The sequence below is a fragment of the Methylobacterium guangdongense genome (genome assembly GCF_038442355.1).
Lineage (GTDB): Bacteria > Pseudomonadota > Alphaproteobacteria > Rhizobiales > Beijerinckiaceae > Methylobacterium > Methylobacterium guangdongense.
In genome coordinates, this window is sequence record NZ_JBBXMX010000022.1 from 9,198 (window position 1) to 30,249 (window position 21,052).

Consider the following 21,052-nt stretch of genomic DNA (forward strand, 5'->3'; position numbering starts at 1 on the left):
CCGGGCTCGACGCGGCCGCGCGCTTCGGTGGCGTCGGGTGCGCGCCGAAATTTCGAGTCCGACCCGCTGATCGTCGGCCGGTGTGGCACCGATGCACGCGGCAGACGTCTTGTTTTCGCCTTTTGATAGTCTGCACGCCGACCCTGCAATCATCAAATCTTCAGTTCCGATCTTCGCCCTGATATATCGCCACTTTTGAATATAAATGCTGATGCAAAGCAAGACACGTTTTCGGATCGATCTATGCAGGCCAGGATGAGCTTACTATAAGCCGCCCGTTGCTGTGCGGCGCCAGAATTTGGATTGGCGCCGCGCGGCTGAAACGCTGCAGATCCCTGTGGTTCCGCCATGCCCTCGCCGCTCCGTCCGGCCGGGGCGGGTAAGAGGCGTATGGCTGATGTCGTGCTCGCGGGTGGCGTGTTCCCTCGGGAACTTTGGCAGGCGCATTCGGCTGTCGACGCGACTTCTGGCAACGTTTGCCCTGGCCGGAGCCCAGGGCTTCCCCCCACCCGTCCAGGCCGCCGAGCGCCCCCAGCCCCAGGTCGTCATCGGCGCGGATGGCCGGGACGGCAAGGTCTTCATCCTCGGGCGGAACAGGGAGGCGACGCCGGGCCAAGCCGGCGGCGACCTGAGCCTGACCGACGTCGATACCGCGGAAGCCGGGCGTGACGCGGCCGCGACCATCGCGATCGGCTCGCAGGGCGGGCGCGGCGGACGGGGCGACGATTACGGTTCGGGTTCCGTCTACGGCGCCAAGGGCGGGAGCGGCGGTGCCGTCTCGGTGACGCTGTCGGAGGATGTGACCGGGCGGGGCGACCAAGTCAGCCAGACCGGCGCGCCGGCCTTCGCGCCGATCCCGCGGTTCCTGGTCTTCTCCCGGGGCGGGAAGGGCGGTTTCGCCCTCACGAATTTCGGCGGCGGCGGCGATGCCGGCCCGGTCGCCCTCACCCTGTCGTCCACGGTGTCGACCGTGGGGCAGGCCTTCCTGGCCGTGCGGGTCAGCGCCATCGGGGGCGATGCCGGCTCGGGGGGCACGGCCGCCGACCAGACCGCGTTCCGGAAGGGCGGCGCCGGCGGTTCGGCCGCGCTCACGGTGACGCCCGCCGGCCGGGTCAGCACCGACGGCGTCGGTGCCACCGCGGTCATCGTCGAATCCCTCGGCGGCGCGGGCGGTGACCGCGGACGGGGCAGCAGCTTCTACAGCAAGCCCCAGGTGACCCAGGGGGGCGTGGGCGGTCTCGCGAAGCTCGACATGGCCGGGACGATCACGACGGCCGGCAACTACGCCTTCGGCGCCCTCGTCCAGAGCGTCGGCGGCCGGGGCGGCAACCAGGGCGATTCCGGTGGACGCGACGGGGCCCGGGGCGGGAACGGCGGCACCGTCACGGTGACCCAGCGCGGCAGGGTCGTCACGCAGGGGGATTACGCCCTGGGCGTCGTGGCCCAATCGGTGGGCGGCCCCGGCGGCAGGGGCGGCGGCGGCGTCTTCGGCGGCGGCACCGGCGGCGATGCCGCCACGGGCGGGGCCGTGACGCTGACCAACAGCGGCACCGTGACGACCGCGGGCACGGGGGCGATCGGCCTGGTCGCGCAGAGCATCGGCGGCGGCAGCGCCGACGCGGCCCTGCCCCTCTCGCCCCTCGCCGTGCGGTCCACGACGAATGGCGGCGGTACCGGGGGTGAGACGCTGTGGTTCTCCAGCGGCGGCGGCGGCGGGACGGGGGGCTTCGGCGGCGCCGCCGAGATCATCAACACCGAGGGCCGGGTCGCGACGACGGGCGAGGCCGCGTACGGGGCCCTGGTGCAGAGCATCGGCGGCAGCGGCGGCAGCGGCGGGCGGGCCTTCACGGCCAACGCGTTCATCTCGGTCGGCCTCGGCGGCAGCGCCGGGGGCGGCGGCGATGGCTCCCTCGCCAAGTTCACCGGCCTCGGCGGGACGATCGAGACCGGCGGTGACGGCGCGACGGGTGTCCTGGTGCAGAGCATCGGCGGCGGCGGCGGTGCCGGCGGCGACGCCAACAGCAAAGCCCTGGGCTTCGGGCTCGCGGCCTCCTGGGCGATCGGCGGCAGCGGCGGCCGGGGCGGACAGGGCGGCACCGCCGCCATCGAGAGCACCACCACCGTGACGACCCTCGGCCTCGGCGCCGACGGCCTCGCGGCGCTCAGCATCGGCGGCGGCGGCGGCGTGGGCGGTCTCGCCGACGCGACGGCGATCGCGGCGCCCTTCGTGACGCCGAGCGGCAACACGCTGCCGAGCTTCGCCTTCTCCACCGCGATCGGCGGGTCCGGCGGGGATGGCGGCGCGGGCGGCACGGCGCGCCTCCTCAACGGCGGCGCGGTCACCACCTACGGCGACGGAGCGGCCGGCCTGCGCGCCCTCAGCATCGGCGGCGGCGGCGGTATCGGTGGCGATGCAACGGCCTACGCGCTGGCGGTCGCACCGCCGGGGCAGATGGCCGTGGCGGCCACCACGACCCTCGGCGGCACGGGCGGCGGCGGCGGCAACGGCGGCAAGGCCCTCGTCACCAATAACGGCGCCGTGCGGACCTCCGGCGATAGCGCGTCCGGCATCGAGGCCGTGAGTATCGGCGGCGGGGGCGGCTCCGGCGGCGGCGCGACCGCGACGGCCAACACCCTGAGTCTGCGCCAGAACGTCACCATCACCCGGGGCATCGGCGGCAAGAACCGCGACCAGAGCGGTGGGACCGGCGGCGGCGGCGGCACCGGCGGGGACGTCACCGTCGAGCAGGCGGGCAGCGTCACCACCGGAGGCGACGCCGCGATCGGCGTGCTCGCGCTCAGCGTCGGCGGCGGCGGCGGCAATGCCGGCCCGGCCTCGGCGGTCGCGACCTCCGGGGTCTCGTTCGACAAGACCCTCAACGAAGTGCTGAACAAGCTCCCGATCGCCGACACCCTCGTGGCGAGCGACACCGTCGGCGGCGAGGGCGGCACCGGCAATCGCGGCGGCGGCGTCCTCGTGACGAACGGCGGCGCGATCGTGACCGGCGGCTCGAACGCCACCGGCATCCAGGCCCAGAGCATCGGCGGCGGCGGCGGCAATGGCGGCGACGTGTCGGGTGCCGCCACGGGCAAGCTCAAGCTCACCCGAAGGATCGGCGGGACCGGTGGGACCGGCAGCACGGGCGGGTCCGTGACCGTCACCAACGAAGCGGCCGGCACGATCACGACGGCGGGCGACGGCGCGCACGGCATCCTGGCGCAGAGCATCGGCGGCGGCGGCGGCACGGGCGGCAGCCTCGCCGCCGGGACCCAGGTCACGCCCGATGCCGTGGGCGAGATCTGGCAGCAGATCAAGCAGGCGATCGGCGTCGAGGCTTACCAGAAATGGGCCGCCGACAAGGCCAACAAGGACGACAAGAAGGCCCTCGACCAGTTCCTCAAGGACATCAAGTCGAGCGATACCTACAAGGGCCTCGCCGACAAGCTGAAGAATTCGGATTTCGGCAAGGCGCTGAAATCCTACTCCAGCAGCATCTCGACCTATCTGGACAAGCAGAAGAAGACCGCAACGAAGCTGCCCGATGTCGAGGCGAGCTTGGCCCTCGGGGGCGCCGGGGCGAGCGGCGGCACCGGCGGCGACGTCAACGTGAAGAACGACGGCACGATCACCACCGTCGGCGCCTCCGCGCACGGGATCCTGGCGCAGAGCATCGGCGGCGGCGGCGGCCAGGGCGGCGTGTCCTTCGCCGAGGCCACCAACCAGACCAATCTCACGGCGACCGTCGGCGGTTCGGGCGGCACGGGCAATACCGGCGGCTTCGTCGGGATCATCAACACCGGCCGGGTCGCCACGCAGGGGGACGCCGCCTACGGCCTCACCGCGCAGAGCATCGGCGGCGGCGGCGGCAACGGCGTCGGGGGGAGCGTCACCAGCAAGGCCGGCAAGGGGCTGACCCTCAACCTGAATGTCGGTGGCAGCGGCGGGACCGGCGCCAATGGCGGCGTGGTCACGATCGAGAATCGCGGCACCGTCACGACGGCCGGAATCGAGGCGCATGCCCTGGTCGCCCAGAGCATCGGCGGCGGCGGCGGCAGCTTCGCCGCCCCGGCCAGCGACGATGCGGAGGCGGGCGGAACGGACTCCGGGAGTGGTGCCCAAAGTGACGCCAAGGGCGATGCCAAGAGTGACGCCAAGAGTGACGCCAAGACGCTGACCAACGCGCTGCTCGCGGCGCTCGACATCGTGCAGATCGCGCCGCCGGAGGATCCCGCCTCCATCCCGGCGAAGTCGGGCAGCCTGACGCTCGGCGGCTCCGGCGCCCTGGCGGGCGATGGCGGCTTCGTGCAGGTCGTCCAGGACGGCACGGTCGCCACGAGCGGCTTCGGAGCCGTCGGCATCCTGGCCCAGAGCATCGGCGGCGGCGGCGGCCTCGCCTCCGTGGCGGCAGGGCCGGGCGGCCACACATACACGTTCGGGCTGGGCGGCTCGGGTGGCGCGGCGGGCGACGGCGGCGCGATCGAGGTCCGGCTGGGCGCGAACGCGCAGGTCTCGACCACCGGCGACGCCGCGCCGGCCCTGCTGCTGCAATCGATCGGCGGCGGTGGCGGCTACGGCGGCGCCCATCAGGCGATGGGCTACGCGATCCCCTACGCGTTGAAGGATGGCGGCCGCGGCAATGGCGGGGCGATCACGGTCAGCCTGGAGAAGGGCTCCGTGATCCGCACCACCGGCACGGAATCCCACGGCCTCCTCGCCCAGAGCCTCGGCGGCGGCGGCGGGCTGCTCGTCGGCCTGTCGGGCGAGACGACGAACACCGTGCGGAGCCGCGCCGTGACCGGAAACGGCGGCGCCATCACCATCGCGTCGGCCGGATCGATCATCGCGTCGGGCCTCGACGCCCACGCGATCTACGCCCAATCGGGCGTCCAGCGCACCGACGGCAGCCTCGAGGCCGATCCGAGCCGCGGCGGCCAGATCGTCATCCGCGTGAACGGCCTCGTCACCGGCGGCAGCGGCAGCGGCGCGGCGCTGCGCGTCGAGGGCGGCAGCGACAACAGGATCGCCATCGAAGAGGGCGCCGTGGTCAGCGCGGCCTCGGGCCGTGCGATCACCGGCGCCTTCACCACCGGCGTGATCACCAACCGCGGCACGCTGATCGGCGACGTCGACCTGGGCGGCGGCGGGCCGGCGGGGCGCGTCGTGCTCGACAACGGGTTCGACGGCGCGACGTCGGCGATCCTGCGCACGGGTCCCCACGGCCTCGTCGCGCTGGGCCGCGACGGGCTGCTGCGCAACGGCGGGATCCTCGATATCGGCGGCGTCGGCACGGTGGCGCAGGCGACCGTCACCGGCAACTTCGTGCAGGGCACGGCCGGCCGCCTGCTGGTCGACATCGCGCCGCTGTCGCCCGCCGGCACGCCGCGCAACGACCTCCTGACGGTCACCGGCACCGCGACCCTGGGCGGCGTGGTCGAGCCCCACATCGTCAGCGGCCTGCTGCCGGGCCGCTACACGTTCCTCAAGGCCGGTCAGATCCAGGCCGTCACCGCCACCACGACCGACGGCACCCTGCATTCCGGCGCGGTTCCGATCTCGTGGGCGCTGGTCCCGTCCACCGACGCCGTCGCGCTCGCTCCGCAGGCGCATTTCACGACGCCCGTGGGCATCACGCTGACCACCGACCAGCGCAACGTCGCGCAGGGCCTGCAGGATGCCTGGGACGGCAACACCACCCGGCTCGGCAACCTCTACGCCCGCTTCCTGTCGGTCGACAGCCAGAAGGGTTACGCCGCCGCGCTCGACGAGCTGAAGCCCGAATCCAACCAGGACACGCTCACCGACCGGACGCTCGACACCCGCAAGGGCCTGCAGCGGGCCATGAGCTGCCCCGCCTTCGTGGGCACCGGCACGCTGCTGCGCGAGGGCGAATGCGTCTGGGGCCGCATCACCGGCACCAACACGCGGCAATTCGCGACCCCCGACGACGGCGGCTATCACCAGAACGCCCTGAGCTACCAGGCCGGCCTCCAGACCGAGTTCGCACCGGACTGGTTCTTCGGCCTGACGGGGGCCTACACCCGGGCGATCCAGAGCGATCCCGACCGGATCACCGGCACGACGAGCGATGCCGGCGACGTCTCGGCCGCGCTCAAGCATCAGGTCGGCCCGTGGCTGTTCGCGGCCTCGGCCAATCTCGGCTACGCCTGGGCGGACAACAAGCGCCTGATCGACTTCGCGGGGGCCCGCGCCACCGCGCGCAGCCGGTCCGACATCCTCAGCGCGGGCGGGCGCCTGCGGGCGAGCTATCAGGTCCTGTTCGGCGACTGGTACATCAAGCCCTACGCGGATCTCGATCTGCTCTACAGCTACAGCCCGGCCTATTCGGAGACGGGTGCGGGGGACTTCAACCTCGACGTGCGACCGCTCGCCAAGACGCTCGTGGCGTTCAGCCCGACCGTGGAGATCGGCGGCCGGATCGATCTCGACGGCGGGCGCTGGATCCGCCCCTACGGCACGCTCGGCATGATGGTCCTGTCGGACGACCACTTCACCGGCCGGGCGAGCTTCCAGGGCACCGGCGCGCTCGGGCGGTTCGCGACGGAATCGCCGATCCCCGATCGCCTCGGCGAAGCCGGGCTGGGGCTTCAGCTCAGCCTCGGCAACGGTGTGGAGGTGACGGGCGAGTATCAGGCGCAGGTCGGCGACCACTTCGTCGCGCAATCCGGGACCGCGCGCCTCCAGCTCCGCTTCTGACACGCCGGTGCGGCCTGGAACCGCATCCCGGCGTGTCTTGCCTCGGCGACGAAGCCTACGAAGACGCGCCGGGACTTGTTCACGCGCGATCGGCCGGTGGATTAACTGCTTGATGTGACCACAATTAAGTCGTGTGCTATCTGTAGTTGCAGACTGACTGATTTGGGGGAACCAGGCCGATGCGAATGTCGGGAGGCGTGCACGCCCATCCGGGGCACGAGGAGCTGCAGACCGTTCTCGACGATGCCGATACGGTGGGTCGCTGGCAGATCGACGTGCGCCGCGGCATCGTGATCGCCGACCCCATCGTCGCTCTGCTGTTCGGCTTCACGCCCGAGTTCGGCGCAGCCGGCATCCCGTTCGCGACCTTCAACGGCGGCGTCCACCCGGATGACCGCGCGCACGTCATGAAGCACATCCTCGGATGCGCGGAGGCCGGCGGATGGTTCATCGCCGAGCACCGGGTGTGTTCGGCGGACGGTCAGATCCGCCGGATCCTGGCCCGCGGGAAGTTCGACCCCGACGAGACCGGCGCCGTGGTGTCGGGCCGCGGCATCGTGGTGGACATCACGCAGAGCGACAGCGGCGACGATCCCCTTGTCGCGTCACGGATCTCCCAGGCGACGCCGCCGCTCGAGCACGTCGTCGACCTCGTTCTGACCAGCTACCGCGCCCTCAAGGATCTCGGGGAGCCGAAGGCCCTGGCCTCGACGGAGGCGCTGCTGCTGGAACTCGGCTTCAGCCTGGCCCGCGCGCAGGTGCGCGCCCGGCTCGCCCAGCTGCACTGATCGGATCGGCCGCGCGGCGTCACGCCGTGCCGGCGCGGTCCTGTCGCGGCGGCGTGACGGCCCCCGCGTTGCGGCGGGGGGCAAGCGCGACGCGATCGTCCTGGGCGACATCCCGGCAATCCCGACCTCCTGCTCGCGCAGAGGGGAGACGCGCCGGGACGTCTCCGCCTCACGCGAGCGACATGCGCAGCGGCGGCTCGACCTCCGGGGGCAGCGGCGAGACGTAGCCGGCCGCGCCCCGCCGCCGGGCGAGCTCGGCCTTGGCGGCCTCGCGCAGGCCCGCATCGGTGAGCGCCAGGGTCCCGGTGGCCGCCATCGCCTTGGCGACCTGCACCATCGCCTTGTGGGCCGCCGGGGTCTTGCCCTGCGCCACCACCTGCCAGGTGTGGAACGGCGTGCCCACCGCCACGGTCGGCGCGTGCGCCTGCACGGTCGGCACGACCCAGCTCACGTCGCCCACATCGGTCGAGCCGATCGCGGGGTTGCGCGGGGCGTCGAGGGGCACGAGGAAATCCGCGAGGGGCGCCTCGGTGCGCGGCATCCCGATGGCGCGGAACACGGCGTCGATATCGCCGTCGCTGAGCGTCGCCCGGATCTGGTCGGCGAAACCCCGGTCGGCGTCGTCGAAGGGCGGCGGGCCCAGCTCCTCCATCACCCCGTGGAGCGCCTGCTCCAGCGGCGTGTTGCCCAGGAGGTTCGACACGGCGCTGACGATCCGCACCTCGACCTCGGTCTCGGTCATCAGGGCGGCCCCCTCGGCGATCTTCTTCACCCGTTCCACCAGCGCCAGCATGCCGGGCAGGTCGCGGGCGCGGATCGAGTAGCGCACCCGCGCCCGCGCCTGCACGACGTTCGGCGCGATGCCGCCGGCGTCGAGATAGGCGTAGTGGACCCGGGCGTCGGATGGCATGTGCTCGCGCATGTAGTTCACGCCGACGCTCATCAGCTCGACGGCGTCGAGCGCCGAGCGCCCGAGATGCGGCGCGGCCGCCGCGTGGGCGGTCCGCCCGGTGAAGGTGAAGTCCGCCCGGGTGTTGGCGAGCGCGGCGGGCGGTGCGACTTCCCAGAAGCTCGCCGGGTGCCAGGAGATGGCGATGTCGGCATCCGCGAAGGCGCCGGCACGCACCATGAAGGCCTTGGCGGCCCCGCCCTCCTCGGCCGGGCAGCCGTAATAGCGCACGCGGCCGGGGGTTCCGGTCTCGGCGAGCCAGTCCTTGACCGCGGTGGCGGCGAGCAGGGCCGCCGAGCCGAGGAGGTTGTGGCCGCAGCCATGCCCGTGGCCGCCCGCCTCGATCGGCCGATGCGCGGCCACGCCCGCCTCCTGCGACAGGCCGGGCAGCGCGTCGTACTCGCCGAGGAAGGCGATGACCGGCCCCCCCTCCCCCGCCTCGCCCATCACGGCGGTGGGGATGCCGGCGACCTGCTCGGTGACCCGGAAGCCCTGGTGGCGCAGCTCGGCGACGTGCTCGGCGCAGGACCGCGTCTCCGTGTAGCAGACCTCCGGCATGCCCCAGACCCGCTCGGACAGGGCGATCAGCCGCTCCTTCTGCGCGTCGACGTGGCGCCACACGGTGTTGCGGTTGTCCATCGTGTCGTCTCCGGGCGCGGTACCGATCGAATCCACAAAGCGCCCCTGCATGCAGGGGCGAGGCCATGAAGGCGTCCGGAATACAGGATCGTCAACACGTTTCGATTGAACCGTCACTGGCCCGCCCCTTGCCAAGCCCGCCCCCGGAATGGTGCTGTGCCGATCGCGGCGACAACCAGGGATGATTATGGACGAGCGGGATCTGCACGGCCTCATCGGACGCGTGAAGGACGGCCGCCTGTCGCGGCGCGCCTTCGTGCAGCGGATGGTGGCTTTGGGCCTCACCGCCCCCATGGCCGGGCTGATGCTCGCCGGCAACGGGGTCGCGCTGGCGGCCGACATCCGGGCCGGCTACAAGCCGACCAAGGCCGGCGGCGGCGGTGCCCTCAAGCTGCTCTGGTGGCAGGCCCCGACGCTGATCAACCCGCATTTCGCGGTCGGCACCAAGGACCAGGACGCCTCGCGGATCTTCTACGAGCCGCTCGCCGCCTGGGACCCGGACGGCAACCTGACCCCCGTGCTGGCCGCCTCCATCCCGTCCCGGGAGAACGGGGCGCTCGCCGCCGATGGCCGCTCGGTGGTCTGGACGCTCAAGCCCGGGGTGACCTGGCACGACGGCAAGCCGCTCACCGCCGACGACCTCGTGTTCACCTGGGAATACGCCCGCGACCCCGCCACCGCGGCGGTGACGACCGGCTCCTACAAGGATTGCAAGGTCGAGAAGATCGACGACCTCAGCGTCCGGGTCCTGTTCGACAAGCCGACGCCGTTCTGGTGCGATGCCTTCGTGGGCGTCGTCGGGATGGTGCTGCCCAAGCACCTGTTCGGCCCCTACAGCGGCGCGAAATCCCGCGACGCGCCCCAGAACCTCGCCCCGGTGGGCACCGGCCCGTACCGGTTCGTGGAGTTCCGGCCCGGCGACATCGTCCGCGGCGAGCGCAACCCGAACTACCACCTGCCGAACCGGCCCTACTTCGACACGATCGAGATGAAGGGCGGCGGCGATGCGGTCTCGGCGGCCCGCGCGGTGCTCCAGACCGGCGAGTACGACTATGCCTGGAACATGCTGATCGAGGACGAGGTGCTCAAGCGCCTGGAGACCGGCGGCAAGGGCCGGGTCGACGTGGTCTATGGCGGTAAGCTCGAATTCCTGCTGCTGAACGCCACCGACCCGAACGTCGAGGTCGACGGCGAGCGGTCCTCTATCACCACCAAGCACCCGGCCTTCTCCGACCCGAAGGTCTGCCGGGCCATGAACCTCCTGGTCGACCGCAAGTCGATCCAGACCTACATCTACGGCCGCACCGGCAAGGCCACCGCCAACACGGTGAACGGCCCCGAGCGCTTCGTCTCGAAGAACACGGCGTTTGCCTTCGATCCGGCCAAGGCCAACGCGCTCCTCGACGAGGCCGGCTGGGCGAAGGGCTCGGACGGCATCCGCGCCAAGGACGGCAAGAAGCTCAAGCTCGTCTTCCAGACCTCGATCAACGCCCCGCGCCAGAAGACCCAGGCGATCATCAAGCAGGCCGCCGCCAAGGCGGGCATCGAGACCGAGCTGAAATCGGTGACCGGCTCGGTGTTCTTCTCCTCCGACCCGGCCAACCCCGACACCTGCACGCATTTCTACGCCGACATGGAGATGTACGCCTACGGCGCCACCCAGGCCGATCCGGCGATCTGGCTCTTGATGTACGCGTCGTGGGAGGTGGCCCAGAAGGCCAACAAGTGGCAGGGCCGCAACGTCGTGCGCTGGCGCAGCGACGCCTACGACGAAGCCTACAACGCCGCCCAGAGCGAGCTCGAACCGGTCAAGCGGGCGGCGCTGCTCATCAAATGCAACGATCTCGCGGTCTCCGAGAACGTGCTGCCGCTGATCCACCGGGCCGAGGTCTCGGCGGTCGGCGCGAGCCTGACGGCGCCCCGAAGCGGCTGGGACAACGATCTGGCGTTCCTGCCCGACTGGTACCGGGACGCCTGAGCGGGAGGGGGAGCGTCCGATGGGCGCCTATATCCTGCGCAGGCTCCTGATCGCGATCCCGAGCCTGCTCGGCATCAGCCTGATCCTGTTCGTCGTCCTGGCGCTCGCGCCGGGCGACCCGTTCGGCGAACTCGCCGCGAACCCGAACGTGCCGCCCGAGGTCCGGGCGGCGCTCCGGGTCAAGTTCGGCCTCGATGACCCGATCTTCACCCGCTATCTGAGCTGGCTGACCGCCATGCTGCACGGCGATTGGGGCTTCTCCTTCGCCAGCCGGGTCAACGTCGACACCCTGATCCTGCAGCGGCTGCCGACGACCCTGTTCGTGGTCGGCTCCTCCCAGGTTCTGGCGCTGCTGATCGCGATCCCGGTCGGCCTCTATGCGGCGCGCCGGCCCTACTCGCTCGCCGATCAGGTCGCCAACACCCTGGCCTTTGTGGGTTTCTCGCTGCCGACCTTCTTCACCGGCCTGCTGTTCATCCTGCTGTTCTCGATCAAGCTCGGCTGGCTGCCCTTCGTCTACCAGGCCGACCTGCCGGGCTCCGGGCTGCCCTGGCTCTGGGCGAATATCCGGCAGGCGATCATGCCGGTGGCGGTCCTGGGCTTCTTCCAGGCCGCCTCCTACACCCGCTACGTGCGCGCCTCGGCGCTCGACGTCGCCCGGCTCGACTACGTCACCACGGCCCGCGCCAAGGGCCTGTCGGAGGGCACGGTGACCCGTCGGCACATCGCCCGCAACGCGCTGATCCCCGTGGTGACGCTGGTGGCCCTGCAGATCCCGGCGGTGTTCGGCGGCGCCATCGTCACCGAGCAGATCTTCCGGATCCCCGGCATCGGCTCGCTGCTGATCGACGCGATGCTGTCCAACGACACGCCGGTGGTGATGGCGGTGACCTTCGTGTTCGCCGGCCTCGTCATCCTGTTCAACCTCGTCGCGGACCTGCTCTATGGCTGGCTCGACCCTCGCATCGCCCTCCGATGAGGCGGTGCCCGTCGCCCGCGCGCCGGCCTCGCCGGGCCGGGAGACGTGGCGGCGCTTCCGGCGGCACCGGCTGGCGCTGGCGAGCGTCGGCGTCCTTGCCGTATTGGTGGCCGGCGTCGTGTTCGGCGGCCTGCTCTGGCCGGTCGCCATCGACGACATCGACTTCGCGGCCCAGCTCCAGGGCCCGTCCTGGGACCACCCGTTCGGCACCGACGATCTCGGCCAGGATCTGCTCGCCCGGATGATCTATGGCGGCCGGATCTCGCTCGCGGTCGGCTTCGCCGCCATGGCGGTGGCGAGCCTGATCGGGGTTCTGGTGGGCGCCCTCGCCGGGATGTCGCGCCGGCTCCTCGACCCGGTGCTGATGTGGCTGACCGACCTGTTCCTGTCGCTGCCGCAACTGCCGCTGCTGCTCCTCGTGATCTACCTGTTCCGCGACAGCCTGAAGGCCGTGTTCGGCAGCCAGGGCGGCGTGTTCCTGATGATCGTCGCGGTGATCGGGGGCCTGCGCTGGATGCCGGTCGCCCGGCTGGTGCGGGCGCAGTTCCTGACGTTGCGCGAGAAGGAGTTCGTGGAGGCGGCCCGCTCGCAGGGGGCGACCACCGGGCACCTCGTGCGCCGGCACATCCTGCCGAACGCGCTGGGTCCGGTGATCGTGGCGGCCTCGATCGAGGTCTCGGCGGCGATCATCGCGGAATCGACCCTGTCGTTCCTGGGTCTCGGCTTCCCACCCGATATCCCGACCTGGGGGCGGCTCCTGTTCGACGCCAAGGACCACCTCGACGTCGCCCCGCACTGGGCCCTGTTCCCGGGGGGCGCGATTTTTTTGACGGTGCTGTCGATCAACTTCATCGGCGACGGGCTGCGCGACGCCCTCGACCCGCGACGGGTTTTGTAAGGGGTTGAGGGTCGTCCGGTGACCGGAGATCGCATCACGGCACGCGTATCTCCCTCCCCCTCGGCGGACGACGAGCGACACAGGTTTGACGCCCCCGCGGGCTTGCCCTTCGACAGGATGAGGCGCGGGTCCCCTCTCCCGTGCGGGAGAGGGAGCAGGCCGCGATCGGTCATTGCCTGCCCGCCTCAAACCTGTGCTGCCCGTAGCTTTACGAGAACGGGAAACCCGCGGCCCGCTCAGCCCACCTGCCGCAGATGCCCGCCCCGCGCGGCCGGGACCGCCTGCATGGCGCGGATGAAGGCCGCGATCCGCGGCGCGATCACCGTGCGGTAGCGCGAGCCGTTGAACACCCCGTAATGGCCCACCCCCGCCTGGAGGTGATAGGCCTTGCGCGCCTCCGGCAGGTTCGGCGTCAGGTCGAGGGCCGCCTTCGTCTGGCCGACGCCCGAGATGTCGTCGTTCTCGCCCTCGATCGCCAGGATCGCGCAGCGGCGGATGGCGGCGAGATCGACCGGGACGCCCCGGTGCCGCATCTCCCCCTTCGGCAGGGCGTGGTTCACGAACACGGTCTCGACCGTCTGCAGGTAGTACTCGGCGGTGAGGTCCATCACCGCGAGATACTCGTCGTAGAACTCCCGGTGCTTCTCGGCCGAGTCGCCGTCGCCCCTCACCAGATGGTCGAACATGTCCGAATGGGCGGTGACGTGCCGGTCGAGGTTCATCGCCATGAAGCCCGAGAGCTGCAGGAAGCCCGGATAGACCCGGCGCCACGCCCCCGGATAGATCGGCGGCACGAGGCTGATCGTGTTCTGCTCGAACCATTGCTGCCCGCGCTCCTGCGCGAGGCAGTTCACCGCGGTGGGCGAGCGGCGCGTGTCGATCGGGCCGCCCATCAGGGTCATCGAGCTCGGCACGGCCGGCTCGTCGGCGGCTTCCATCAGCGCCACGGCGGCGAGGACCGGCACCGCCGGCTGGCACACCGCCATGACGTGCAGGTCCGGACCCAGGAAGGCGAAGATCTCCTGCAGGTGGTCGATGTAGTCGTCGAGGTCGAAGCGCCCAGCGAGCAGCGGCACCATCCGGGCATCGGTCCAGTCGGTGATGAACACCCGGTGGTTCGGCAGCATCGCCTCCACGGTGCCGCGCAGCAGCGTCGCGTAATGGCCCGACATCGGCGCCACGATCAGGAGCTTCGGCTGCGCCTCGGCGGGGGGCGTCGCGAAGGCACGGTCGAAGGCGATCAGGCGGCAGAACGGCCGCTCCCAGACCACCCGCTCGCTGACCGGCACCGCTTGGCCGTCGACCAGCGTCTCGGTGAAGCCGAAGGCCGGCTTGCCGTACTGGCGGGTCACCCGCTCGAACATCTCGCAGCCGGCGCTGACCGCCCGCGCGTAGGGCCCGTAGGCCAGGGGATTGCCGGGGATCTGGAGGCCGTAGCGCGTAAGATCGGCGGCGACCCGGGCCGGCGTCATCAGGGCGCGGGCGCCCTCGTATAGCGAATAGGCCAGGAGCATCGTTACCTCGCGGGTCGTCATCCGGCCAGCGACGCCCCGCGCCCACCGGCGATGGAACCCCCTGTAATCCGAATCGGCAGGATAATGTTCCACCCTGAAGGATAATGGAACATACCCAGGTGGGACGACTTGCCTGTGACGACGACGCCTGTGACGATTCGGCCCGGACGGCTTGCCGGCGTCCGGCATCCGCGACATCGCCGGACTTGAACAGTGGTGGGTTCGGTGAAGATTTCGCGCCGGACCGGTCCGTCCGACGCTCGACTGAAGCAGTCCATGCCCGATACCGATCTCAACGGCCTCGTCCACGACGCGCGACACCTGCGGCTCGACACCTTCGTCCGCCTGCGCTGGCTCGCCATCACGGGCCAGAGCGCCGCCGTGGTGGGCGCCCAGTTCGGCCTCGGCCTGCCGCTGCCCTTCGGCTGGTGCTTCCTGGTCATCGCCACCTCGTCCTGGCTGAACCTCGCGCTGCGGATCCGCTTCCCGGCGAGCTACCGGCTCAGCGACGATTCCGCGGCGCTGCTCCTGGCCTTCGACATCGTGCAGCTCGCCGCCCTCCTGTTCCTCACGGGCGGGCTCCAGAATCCGTTCTCGCTGCTGTTCCTCGCCCCCGTGCTGATCTCCGCCACCGCGCTTCCGCCCGAGCGGACGCTGGCGCTCGGCCTGCTGGCAGTGGGGCTCGCGACCCTGCTGGCCCTGGTCCACCGGCCGCTGCCCTGGTTCGCGGACGGGCGGATCGAACTGCCGTTCCTGTACGTCTCAGGCGTCTGGACCGCGATCCTGCTCGGCACCGCCTTCACGGGCGTCTATGCGTGGCGGGTCGCGGAGGAGACGCGGCTCCTCTCCCAGGCTCTGGCGGCGACCGAACTCGTGCTCGCCCGGGAACAGCACCTTTCCCAGCTCGACGGGCTGGCGGCGGCGGCCGCGCATGAGTTGGGCACCCCGCTCGGCACCATCATGGTGGTCACCAAGGAGCTGATCCGCCAGCTCGGCCCCACGGCTTCGCCCACCGTGGCGGAGGATCTGAACCTGCTGCGCGAGCAGGTCGACCGCTGCCGCGGCATCCTGGGCAAGCTCACCTCCCTCGACGGCGACGGCGCGGGCGCCGGCTTCCTGGAGACGGTGACGTTCAGCCACCTCGTGGAGGAGCTGGTGGCGCCGCAGCGGGCGCTCGGCACCGCGCTCGACGTCACGAGCCTCGGGGAAGGGCCGGAGCCGGCCTGCCGCCGCAACCCGGGGGTGATGTTCGGGCTCGCCAACATCCTCGACAATGCGGTGGACTTCGCCGAGGCCCGGGTCTCCGTGGAGGGGCGCTGGACCCAGGAGCGGGTCTGGATCGAGATCCGCGACGATGGCCCCGGCTTCTCCAGCGAGGTTCTGCTGCGCGCCGGCGAGCCCTACGTAACCACCCGCAGCCAGGATCGGCCGCAAACGGGCGGCACCGTCGGGGCAGGGCTCGGCCTCGGATTGTTCATCGCGAAAACCCTGATCGAGCGCTCCGGCGCCCAGCTCGTCCTGATGAACATGCCCAGTCCGGAGGCCCATGGGGCGGTGGTGCGCGTGTCCTGGGCCCGGCACATCTTCGAGCGCGGGGCAGTCCCGCGTCATTCGCCGGAACTCAATATCCGGCACCCCCTGCCGCCGCGCGATGTCGTCCCTATATAAGGACAGACCAAGAACCCGACGACGAAAACCCGAAAGGAATGCCCGATGCTCACGCAGCCCGGGACCGCGGCGGCGACCGACGCTGCCGTGATCAGCGATGCCGATCCGCTGGCCGCCTTCTCCGACCGCAGCCTTCTGATCGTCGATGACGACAAGCCCTTCTCGACGCGCTTGGCCCGCGCCATGGAGAGCCGCGGCTACCACGTGCAGGTGGCCGACAGCGTGGCGGAGGGCGTCTCGGCCGTCGAGGCGCGGGCCCCCGCCTTCGCGGTAATCGACATGCGCCTCGGCGACGGCAACGGCCTCGACGTGATCGCCCGCCTGAAGGAGCGCCGGCCGGAGGCTCGGGGCGTGATCCTGACCGGCTACGGCAACATCGCGACCGCCGTCACCGCCGTGAAGCTCGGCGCCTTCGACTATCTCGCCAAGCCCGCCGATGCCGACGAGATCCACGGCACGCTGATGGCGCAGCCCGGCGAGCGGGCCGACCCGCCCGAGAACCCGATGTCGGCGGACAGGGTCCGCTGGGAGCACATCCAGCGGGTCTACGAGCTGTGCGGCCGCAATGTCAGCGAGACCGCCCGGCGCCTGAACATGCACCGGCGGACGCTGCAGCGGATCCTGGCGAAGCGCGCGCCGCGCTGAAGGATCGCCTCTGATTCGTGTGGATCGGTTGCACAGGCCGGTCCCGGTGGGTTAGCTGCACGGGTCTCGGACGGTTCCGTCCGGGACCCGTGCGAGTTTTAGGGGTCGATCGCGTGAACGGGCGCAACGCCATCACCATCGTGAGCATGATGGTCCTCGTCGGCACCGAGGTGTTCGCCGTGGCCATCGCGGCCGGCTGGGCGCTGGCCGGCCTGTTCGATCTAGGGGACCGGGTCGGCCATGTCCTGATGGGCGTGTTCAGCCTGTTCGCCGCCTGGATCATGCTGCAGCTCTGGCGCCGGGCGACCAGCATCGAGCCCCTGCGCGCGGGTACCGTTTCATCCCGGCGATAGGCGGGCAACGTTCGACAGGCGGGCGGCCTTCCTGCTACTAGAGATCTGCGGCATCCTGTGAAACGTTGCCGCAGGTTATGCCCTCGTTCCGGCGACGCGCGAGATCCGACGACCCATGAAAGCCCGTATCATCGTCACCCTGAAAAACGGCGTGCTGGACCCGCAGGGCAAGGCGATCGAGGCTGCGCTCAAGTCGCTCGCCATCGAAGGTGTCGAGGGGGTGCGGCAGGGCAAGGTCTTCGACATCGAGGTGTCGGCCACGGATGCCGCCGCCGCCGAAGCGACGCTGCGCACGGCCTGCGACAAGCTCCTGGCCAACACGGTGGTCGAGAACTACGCGATCGAGATCCTCTGATGCACGCCGCCGTCATCGTCTTCCCGGGCTCGAACCGCGAGAGCGATGTCGTCCGGGCCCTGCGCCGGTCGGGCGCGCAGGTGAGCCTCGTCTGGCACGCGGACCACGACCTGCCGGCCGGCACCGACCTCGCCGTCCTGCCGGGCGGCTTCTCGTATGGCGATTACCTGCGCTGCGGGGCGATCGCGGGCCGCGCCGCCGCCATGGATGCGGTGCGCGCGCATGCGGCCCGGGGCGGCCTCGTGCTCGGCATCTGCAACGGCTTCCAGATCCTGTGCGAATCAGGCCTCCTGCCGGGCGTGCTGATGCGCAACGTGAACCGGCGCTTCATCTGTCACCGGCAGACGCTCCGGGTCGAGCGGACCGACACCCGCTTCACCAGCGCCTACCGACAGGGTCAGGTCATCGACGTCTGCGTGGCCCACGGCGAAGGCAACTATTTTGCGGATCCCGAGACCCTGGCGCGGATCGAGGGCGAGGGCCGGGTGGCCTTCCGCTACTGCGACGCGGAGGGCACCATCACCGTGGAGGCCAACCGCAACGGGTCGCTCAACGCGATCGCGGGCGTCCTCTCGGAGAACCGCGCCGTCCTCGGCATGATGCCGCATCCGGAAAATTTCGTCGAAGACCTGATCGGCGGGACAGACGGGCGCGGGCTGTTCGACAGTCTGGCCGCGTGAACTGTCGCGAAGACTGGTATTTACCGTTCGTTAAGGCTTCTGATTCATAAAGAGGCATCCAGAGATCTGGATGTCGAGTTGGACATCTCGTCCGCTCTGTTTGATGCCTCCCTGAAGACTCCTCGAAGCCGCTCCATCCGGGGCGGCTTTTTTCTGTTCGGACGTCGGGGATGCGCGGCGTCGGCGCTGATTTCCCGCCCCCCTCTACGGGCGACGATGCTTACACAACAGGATCTTGCACGCGCGTCTCCCTCCCCCACTGCGGGGAAGGGAGAAACGCAGCGACCTTCGTGCCCGTTCTCGAGCGGAAATGTGTGAATCGACGAGCCGGCAGAGGGGTAGGGAGACGCGGCTCAGCCCCGTCCTCAATACAGCCCACCCGCCTGCGCGGCCCGGTCGGGATCGGCCGGGACGGCCGCCGCCGCGGGGGCTTGGCTGCCGCCGGACGGCGCCACGTAGGAATCCGGCGGGGCGGTGCCGGGCTTGAACGCCTCCAGGATCGTCCCCGCCCCCTCGCTCGAACCGGCGCGGGTGCCGCTCGCGAGGTTGATGCGGATCAGCTTGATCCCCGGGGGCACGCGGAACGGGGTCGGCGGCTTGTCCTTGAGGGCGGTCTTCAGGAATTCCAGGGCGATCGGCGCCGCCAGCCCGCCGCCGGTGGCGCGGTCGCCCAGCGAGCGGGGCTTGTCGAAGCCCATGTAGATGCCCACCGCCAGATCCGGCGAGAAGCCCACGAACCACGCGTCCTTGGCGTCGTTGGTGGTGCCGGTCTTGCCGGCGAGCGGCTTGCCGATCTGCTTCAGGATCGTGGCGGTGCCGCGCTGGACCACGCCCTCCATGATCGAGACCATCTGGTAGGCGGTCAGCGGATCGAGCACCTGCTCGGAATCGTCCACCAGCTTCGGCTCGTCCTGGCCCGACCACTTCTCGGCGTCGCAGCCGATGCATTTGCGGTTGTCGTGCCGGTAGATCGTCTCGCCGGTGCGGTCCTGGATCCGGTCGATCAGGGTCGGCCGGATGCGTCGGCCGCCATTGGCCAGCATCGAGTAGGCGGTGACCATGCGCATCACCGTGGTCTCGCCCGCGCCGAGGGACATCGGCAGCACCGGCAGCATGTCGTCGTAGACGCCGAAGCGGCGGGCGTACTCGGCGATGAGCGGCATGCCGACATCCTTGGCGAGCCGGACCGTCATCAGGTTTTTCGAGTGCTCGATGCCGTAGCGCAGGGTGTGCGGGCCGCCCGACTTGCCGTCGTAGTTCGAGGGCGACCAAGCCTCCTGGCCGGGGCCGGCCTCGATGGTGATCGGCGAATCCTGCACGATCGACGCCGGGGTGTAGCCGTTGTCGAGGGCCGCCGAATAGACGATCGGCTTGAACGAGGAGCCGGGCTGGCGCATCGCCTGGGTGGCGCGGTTGAACTCGGATTCGTCGTACGAGAAGCCGCCGACCATCGCGTGCACGCGGCCCGTATTCGGGTCCATGGCCACGATCGCGCCGGAGACCTCAGGCTTCTGGCGCAGGCGGAACTGGCCCTTCCCGCCCTCGATCGCCTCGACATACACCATGTCGCCGGGCTGGAGATTCGCGCGGCCGGCCCAGCGCATCCCCTCGGGGGTGATCACGCCGGTCTCCCGGTCCTTGCCCACCTGGCCGGACGCCTCGCGCTTGGGCTGGAGGCCGACCTGCACGCCGCCGCCGCCATTGCCCAGCACCACGGCGAGCCGCCAGGGCGCCACGTCGCCGAGCGCCGGAACCTCGGCGGCCGCCATGCCCCAGTCGCGCCCGGTCAGATCGACCCGGGTGACCGGCCCGCGCCAGCCATGGGCCTGATCGTAGCGCACGAGGCCGTCGACCAGCGCCTTGCGGGCCCAGCCCTGCATCTTCGGATCGAGGGTGGCGCGCACCGAGAGGCCGCCCTCGTAGAGCTTCTTCTCGCCGTAGCGCTCGGAGATCTCGCGGCGGACCTCCTCGGTGAAGTAGTTGGCGTTGGCGGCGTTCGGGAAGGCGACGCGCGGGTTGACGCCGAGCGGCATCTTCTTGGCGGCGTCCGCCTCGTCCTTGGTGATGTAGCCGTTCTCCGCCATCAGGCGGATGATCTCGTTGCGGCGGTCGAGGGCCGCCTGGGTCTTGCGGTAGGGGTGGTAGTTGTTCGGCCCCTTCGGCAGGGCGGCGAGGTAGGCCGCCTCGTTGATGGTCAGCTCGTGGACCGACTTACCGAAATAGTCGAGCGCCGCCGCCGCCACGCCGTGCAGGTTGCGGCCCGGGACGATCGTGCCCAGGAAGATCTCGTTGAGGTAGAGTTCGAGGATCTTGTCCTTGGAGTAGGCCGCCTCGATCCGGAGCGCCAGCAGCGCTTCCTTGACCTTGCGGTCATAGGTCTGCTCGGAGGACAGGAGGAAGTTCTTGGCGACCTGCTGGGTGATGGTCGAGGCGCCCTGCTTCTTGCCGCTCTTGGCGTTGGTCAGCACGGCGCGGACGATCCCCTCGGGGTCGATGCCGCCATGCTTGTAGAAGTTCTTGTCCTCGGCCGACAGGAAGGCCGCGACCACGATCTTCGGCATCGCCTGGATCGGCAGGTAGAGCCGGCGCTCGCGGGCGTATTCGGCGAGCAGCGAGCCGTCGGCCGCGTGGATGCGGGTCATCACCGGCGGCTCGTAATTGGCGAGCGCCGCGTGGTCGGGCAGGTCCTGGCTGTACTTCCAGTAGAAGTACGCGCCGGCCCCGGCGGCGAGCACGAAGACCACCGCGCCGGCGCTGAACAGGATCCCGAAGAAACGAAGGATCAGACGCATCCGGTGTTCCGCTCGTCGCTGGCCCGGCGGCATGCCGGAATCGGCTCACCCGGCGCGTGGCCGCCGCGCACGATGCGGCCGGCCCTCGGATGATCCCGT

13 protein-coding genes are annotated in these 21,052 nt (G+C 70.6%); 10 read left to right on the forward strand and 3 right to left on the reverse strand.

Annotation, left to right across the window (positions count from 1 at the left end; translation table 11 throughout):
• Nucleotides 1-397 precede the first annotated feature (397 nt).
• Complete coding sequence (locus tag AAHG09_RS26705) at nt 398-6,715, forward strand: autotransporter outer membrane beta-barrel domain-containing protein (protein ID WP_342110529.1); 6,318 nt, start codon at nt 398-400, stop codon at nt 6,713-6,715.
• Nucleotides 6,716-6,894: 179 nt separating this feature from the next.
• Complete coding sequence (locus tag AAHG09_RS26710) at nt 6,895-7,503, forward strand: PAS domain-containing protein (protein WP_342110530.1); 609 nt, start codon at nt 6,895-6,897, stop codon at nt 7,501-7,503.
• A gap of 169 nt (nt 7,504-7,672) precedes the next feature.
• Here the strand turns inward: AAHG09_RS26710 and AAHG09_RS26715 are convergent, their stop codons facing one another.
• Nucleotides 7,673-9,091 carry a M20 family metallopeptidase gene (locus AAHG09_RS26715; protein ID WP_342110532.1) on the reverse strand — a complete coding sequence of 473 codons (1,419 nt, stop codon included), beginning with the start codon at nt 9,089-9,091 and terminating at the stop codon, nt 7,673-7,675.
• A gap of 187 nt (nt 9,092-9,278) precedes the next feature.
• Between AAHG09_RS26715 and AAHG09_RS26720 the strand changes: the two genes are divergently transcribed.
• Genes AAHG09_RS26720 through AAHG09_RS26730 form a run of 3 tightly spaced genes read left to right on the forward strand, consistent with a single transcriptional unit; the run spans nt 9,279 to nt 12,946 of the window.
• Nucleotides 9,279-11,069 (forward strand): peptide ABC transporter substrate-binding protein, encoded by a 1,791-nt coding sequence (locus tag AAHG09_RS26720; RefSeq protein ID WP_342110533.1) that lies wholly within the window; start codon nt 9,279-9,281, stop codon nt 11,067-11,069.
• A gap of 19 nt (nt 11,070-11,088) precedes the next feature.
• Complete coding sequence (locus AAHG09_RS26725; RefSeq protein WP_342110534.1) at nt 11,089-12,048, forward strand: ABC transporter permease; 960 nt, start codon at nt 11,089-11,091, stop codon at nt 12,046-12,048.
• On the forward strand, nt 12,014-12,946 hold the full coding sequence (locus AAHG09_RS26730; protein ID WP_342110535.1) for an ABC transporter permease: 933 nt from the start codon (nt 12,014-12,016) through the stop codon (nt 12,944-12,946). Before AAHG09_RS26725 ends, AAHG09_RS26730 begins: the two co-directional genes overlap by 35 nt.
• A 236-nt stretch (nt 12,947-13,182) precedes the next feature.
• On the opposite strand, the gene AAHG09_RS26735 is transcribed toward AAHG09_RS26730, so the two are convergent.
• A complete protein-coding gene (locus AAHG09_RS26735) occupies nt 13,183-14,460 on the reverse strand; it encodes a polyhydroxyalkanoate depolymerase (RefSeq protein ID WP_342110536.1) in 1,278 nt (425 codons plus the stop codon).
• Between the two features lie 276 nt (nt 14,461-14,736).
• Here AAHG09_RS26735 and AAHG09_RS26740 point away from each other — a divergent pair, with 276 nt between their 5' ends.
• From AAHG09_RS26740 to purQ, 5 genes are all read left to right on the forward strand, one after another.
• Nucleotides 14,737-16,128 (forward strand): ActS/PrrB/RegB family redox-sensitive histidine kinase, encoded by a 1,392-nt coding sequence (locus tag AAHG09_RS26740; RefSeq protein ID WP_342110537.1) that lies wholly within the window; start codon nt 14,737-14,739, stop codon nt 16,126-16,128.
• Between the two features lie 45 nt (nt 16,129-16,173).
• Entirely contained in the window at nt 16,174-16,773 is a 600-nt protein-coding gene (locus AAHG09_RS26745) for an ActR/PrrA/RegA family redox response regulator transcription factor (RefSeq protein ID WP_342110538.1), read from the forward strand.
• A gap of 113 nt (nt 16,774-16,886) precedes the next feature.
• Nucleotides 16,887-17,126, forward strand: coding sequence for a hypothetical protein (locus AAHG09_RS26750; RefSeq protein ID WP_342110539.1), 240 nt, complete (start codon nt 16,887-16,889; stop codon nt 17,124-17,126).
• A gap of 115 nt (nt 17,127-17,241) precedes the next feature.
• The gene (gene purS / locus AAHG09_RS26755) at nt 17,242-17,481 is read left to right on the forward strand and encodes a phosphoribosylformylglycinamidine synthase subunit PurS (RefSeq protein WP_342110540.1); all 240 of its coding nucleotides are present in this window, start codon (nt 17,242-17,244) and stop codon (nt 17,479-17,481) included.
• Entirely contained in the window at nt 17,481-18,161 is a 681-nt protein-coding gene (purQ, locus tag AAHG09_RS26760) for a phosphoribosylformylglycinamidine synthase subunit PurQ (protein ID WP_342110541.1), read from the forward strand. The genes purS and purQ overlap by 1 nt, the downstream gene beginning before the upstream one ends.
• A gap of 365 nt (nt 18,162-18,526) precedes the next feature.
• On the opposite strand, the gene AAHG09_RS26765 is transcribed toward purQ, so the two are convergent.
• Nucleotides 18,527-20,953: a penicillin-binding protein 1A gene (locus AAHG09_RS26765; RefSeq protein WP_342110542.1), complete on the reverse strand. Its 2,427-nt coding sequence runs from the start codon at nt 20,951-20,953 to the stop codon at nt 18,527-18,529.
• Nucleotides 20,954-21,052 lie beyond the last annotated feature (99 nt).